The sequence below is a fragment of the Slackia sp. genome (assembly GCF_977041755.1).
Genome location: NZ_CDRRGL010000149.1, coordinates 1 through 4,197 on the forward strand (window position 1 = coordinate 1; position 4,197 = coordinate 4,197).

The 4,197-nt window shown below is 60.0% G+C and carries 6 protein-coding genes; all 6 read left to right on the forward strand.

Going from position 1 to position 4,197, the window contains the following annotated elements; genetic code table 11:
• A partial coding sequence (locus ACWI8T_RS08580) for a cyclodeaminase/cyclohydrolase family protein (RefSeq protein ID WP_449138645.1) occupies positions 1 to 513 on the forward strand: 513 nt, incomplete at its 5' end.
• A gap of 160 nt (positions 514 to 673) precedes the next feature.
• The gene (locus ACWI8T_RS08585) at positions 674 to 1,522 is read left to right on the forward strand and encodes a bifunctional 5,10-methylenetetrahydrofolate dehydrogenase/5,10-methenyltetrahydrofolate cyclohydrolase (RefSeq protein WP_449138646.1); all 849 of its coding nucleotides are present in this window, start codon (positions 674 to 676) and stop codon (positions 1,520 to 1,522) included.
• A gap of 316 nt (positions 1,523 to 1,838) precedes the next feature.
• On the forward strand, positions 1,839 to 2,609 hold the full coding sequence (gene pstB / locus ACWI8T_RS08590) for a phosphate ABC transporter ATP-binding protein PstB (protein ID WP_419069906.1): 771 nt from the start codon (positions 1,839 to 1,841) through the stop codon (positions 2,607 to 2,609).
• A gap of 3 nt (positions 2,610 to 2,612) precedes the next feature.
• On the forward strand, positions 2,613 to 3,272 hold the full coding sequence (phoU, locus tag ACWI8T_RS08595) for a phosphate signaling complex protein PhoU (RefSeq protein ID WP_418863519.1): 660 nt from the start codon (positions 2,613 to 2,615) through the stop codon (positions 3,270 to 3,272).
• Positions 3,269 to 3,982, forward strand: a complete 714-nt coding sequence (locus ACWI8T_RS08600; RefSeq protein WP_449138647.1) for a response regulator transcription factor — start codon at positions 3,269 to 3,271, stop codon at positions 3,980 to 3,982. The genes phoU and ACWI8T_RS08600 overlap by 4 nt, the downstream gene beginning before the upstream one ends.
• A 7-nt stretch (positions 3,983 to 3,989) precedes the next feature.
• The coding region (locus tag ACWI8T_RS08605) for a hypothetical protein (RefSeq protein ID WP_449138648.1) at positions 3,990 to 4,197 on the forward strand (208 nt) is incomplete at its 3' end.

Consider the following 4,197-nt stretch of genomic DNA (forward strand, 5'->3'; position numbering starts at 1 on the left):
GCCATGGTGGGAAATATTACGGCGGGAAAGCCAAAGTTCGCCGATGTCGCCGCCGACATGCGTGCATCGGTTGTTGTGCTTGATGCAGCGCGAGCTCGTTTGCTCGAACTCATCGATGAAGATGCCGAGGCGTTTTCCCGGCTCGCGGCCACATGGAAGCTTTCGCGTGCGACTGAGGAAGAAAGGGCCGCGCGCCATGCGGCCGAGCAAGCGGCGCTTGTGGGCGCGTGCGAGGTTCCGTTGCACATCATGCGCGTGTGCGCGGCCGTAATCGAGTCTGACGAATTTCTCGCGAGCAACGCGAGCAAACTCGTGCTTTCCGATGTGGGCGCTTCGGCGATCTTGGCGAAAGGCGCCCTGCAGGCAGCGGCGCTCAATGTGCATATCAACACGAATCTTATGGACGATGCGGTCCAGGCCGCTGCGTTCAACGAGGAATGTGCGCAACTTTTAACGCAGCCGTGCGATGCGGCCCAGGCGATTTACGATAAAGTAGCTGCTGCTATTAAATGATCGCGGACAGCATATGAATCCACAATGCCCGTCGCGGAAGAGTGGCGGGCATTGTTTTTTTGGCGAAGCTTGCCCCCCCCCGGAGCGCTTCGGGGCGTTTTTAGAGTCGCGCTAAGGTGGGTTCCATGCTCCGTATGCCGCAAAAGAAGAAAGAACCGTCATGGCGAAATTGCTGCTTGGAAAGCCCGTTATTGACTCGCTGCGAGAGGAATTGAGGGGGCGCATTGCTGCGCTCGAAGAGCGCGGCGTGAAGCCTGGTCTTGCGATTGTGCGCGTGGGCGCGCGCCCCGACGATTTGACCTATGAGCGCACGGCGCTCAAGCGCGCTGCTGGACTGGGTATTCGCGCGCGTACCATTACGCTTCCGGAAAACGCATCCCAAGAAGAACTTATGGATGTTATCGCCTGGGTGAACTCCGACCCGTCGATTCACGGCTGTCTGATGTTCCGCCCGCTGCCCGAGCAGTTCGACGAGGAGGCCGTTTGCGATGCGCTCGATCCCGCGAAAGATGTGGATGGCATTGGTCGCGGCTCCATGGCTGCGGTGTTTACGGGCCGAGGCCCCGGATATGCTCCCTGCACGGCGGCGGCGTGCATCGAGATGCTCGACGCGTACGACATTCCCATTGCGGGCAAGCGCGTAGTTGTCGTGGGACGCAGCTTGGTTGTTGGCAAACCTGTGAGCGTGCTTCTGCTCGATCGCCACGCGACGGTGACCACATGCCATTCGCGTACGGGCGATTTGCCCGCCATCGTGCGCAAAGGCGATGTGGTGATTCTTGCCACGGGCCGCGCGAAAGCGTATGGTCGCGATTTCTTCCATCCCGGTCAGACGGTGCTCGACGTGGGTATTAACGTTGACGAGGCGGGCAACCTGTGCGGCGACGCCGATTTCGACGCGATTGAGCCGATTGTCGACGCCATTACCCCCGTCCCGCGCGGCATTGGCGGCGTGACCACGAGCATGCTCATGAAACACGTGGTGGAGGCTGCCGAAAAAACCTGCTAAATGCTCGTAGCGTTTAGCATGTCTTGTCGGCGCGGTTAGCCGGCGGATGAGGCCGAGGGGCGTCCGCCGCAAATGCCCGCTCGGCTACCGCTCGCCTTTGGCTCGCTATGCGCCTCGCTGCGGTTTCCTGTTTTTAAGGGGTATGAGAAACCGAGCATTCGCCGCGGACGCCTCTCGGTCCCATCCGCGGCGATGCGGCACGCGTTGCGGCTGCTCCTCTCCCTTCTTTACGCAAATTTTGCAAACGCCTAACGTCGAGCGTGCCGCCCATCCGTAAAGTTTCTTCTCGGTTTTAATTCGGGAAGAAAGGGCGCTCGTGGCCGAGGCTTCAAATGAAACGAAAATCGCGGTTTCAAACCTCGATTTGCACTATGGCGCGTTCCATGCGCTGCACGGCATAACGATGGACATGCCGCGCAATCAAATCACCGCGTTCATCGGCCCGTCGGGCTGCGGAAAGTCGACCTTCCTGCGCTGCCTCAATCGCATGAACGACGCTATCGAAGGCTGCCGAGTTGAAGGCTCGATTAGGCTCGATGGGGAAGAACTCTACAGCAAGGAAATCGACGTCAACTTGCTTCGCAAACGTGTTGGCATGGTGTTCCAGAAAGCGAACCCGTTTCCTATGAGCGTGTACGACAATGTTGCGTTCGGCCCACGCACTCATGGCGTTAAAGGCAAGGCCGAGCTCGACGAGATTGTTGAAACCGCGCTTCGCAAGGCGGCGATTTTCGACGAGGTGAAAGACCGTCTGAAGAAAAGCGCCCTCGCGCTTTCGGGCGGCCAGCAACAGCGTTTGTGTATTGCCCGCGCGCTCGCGGTTGAGCCTGAAGTGCTGCTTATGGACGAGGCGACGAGTGCGCTCGACCCCATTTCCACGGGGCGCATCGAAGAGCTCGCCATTGAGCTCAAGCGCGATTATACGGTGGTCATGGTGACCCACAACATGCAGCAGGCCGCGCGCGTGAGCGATAAATGCGCGTTCTTCCTGCTCGGCGACCTGGTTGAATTCGACGACACCAAAACCCTTTTCGATTGCCCCAGCGACAAGCGCACGGAAGACTACATCACGGGAAGGTTCGGCTAAGCCATGGCACGCACGGTATTGGATTCTCAACTGCAATTGCTCGATGCCCAGCTGCTGGTTATGGCGTCGTCGACGGAAGACGCCCTGCGCGCGAGCATTGCGGCGCTTGCTGCCCGCGACGCCGAAGCGGCGAATGCGGTGATCGACGGCGATGACGATATTGACCACCAGGAACGTGAGGTCGAGGGCTTGTGCGTGAAGCTGCTGCTCACCCAGCAGCCCGTTGCGACCGATCTGCATCGCGTGTCGGCGGCGCTTAAAATCGCGGGCGATTTGGAGCGCATTGGCGACCAGGCGACCGACATCGCCGAAATTGCGCTCACCCTGCAAGGGGCACTCGATGAGGAGCTCTCGGCGCATTTGCGCGAAATGGGCGATCGGGCCTGCATTATTCTGCATGATGCTACCGAGGCGTTCGTGGAACGCGATGCCGAACGCGCGCGTGCGACGATTGGGGAAGATGCGCAGATCGACGCGCTTTTCGAAAGCGTGAAGGCCGATGTGGTGCGCGGCATTCAGGGCGAAGGCGGGGTTGCGTCGAACCTCGTCGAGGCGCTTATGCTCGCAAAATACCTCGAACGCGTGGGCGACCACGCCCAAAACATCGCCGAATGGGTAGAATACGCACTGACCGGCCGTTACAAAGGAGAGGTTCTCGGATGATCTATTACCTCGAGGATGACGAACAAATTCGAAATCTGGCGCTTTATACGCTCGAGCAAACGGGCCACGCCACGCGCGGCTTTTCGCGCGCGTCGGAAATGGACATTGCGCTCGCGAGCGAGGTGCCCGATTTGTTCCTTCTCGACGTAATGCTTCCCGATGAAGACGGCATTTCTGTGCTCAAGCGCTTGCGCGCCGATTCTCGTACTGCGAATGTGCCCATCATGATGCTCACCGCGAAGTCGACCGAGTTCGACACGGTTTGCGGCCTTGACGCGGGTGCCGATGATTACCTGGCAAAGCCCTTCGGCATGATGGAGCTCATCTCGCGCGTGAACGCGCTGCTGCGCCGACATGAACGCGATGTTCAGACGGGTCAGCGCGAAATGGCGGCCGCAGGTGACGGAGAAACGCTTGAGGCGGGCCCGATTTGCCTGAACGTTGCGCGCTATCAGGTCACCGCAGACGGCGAGGAAGTGCAGCTCACGCATAAGGAATTCGAGATGCTGCGCTACCTTATGGAGAATCGCGGCATCGTGGTGTCGCGCGACTTGCTGCTCGACCGTGTGTGGGGCTACAGCATCGCGGGCGAAACCCGCACGGTTGACGCCCATGTGCAAACGCTAAGAAAGAAGCTTTCCGAGGCATGCCCCGAGGCGGCGACGTATATCGAAACGGTGCGCGGCGTTGGCTACCGCCTGAAGGCGTAGGCTGCCTATGGTCGTAACCGCGGGTCCCGACGAGGAAAAAGCGTCCCCTGAAGCTGAAAAGCCCGCGAGGCGAAAGCGTCCTTTCACGCATCACTCGCTTGCCCACAACGCGGCGGCGGCCATTATGGTCGCGACAACAGCGGTGGCGCTCGTGTGCGTCGTTGCTTTTGCTGCGGCGTCATACGCCACGCTCGACGCGCGCGCATCCGAGGGAA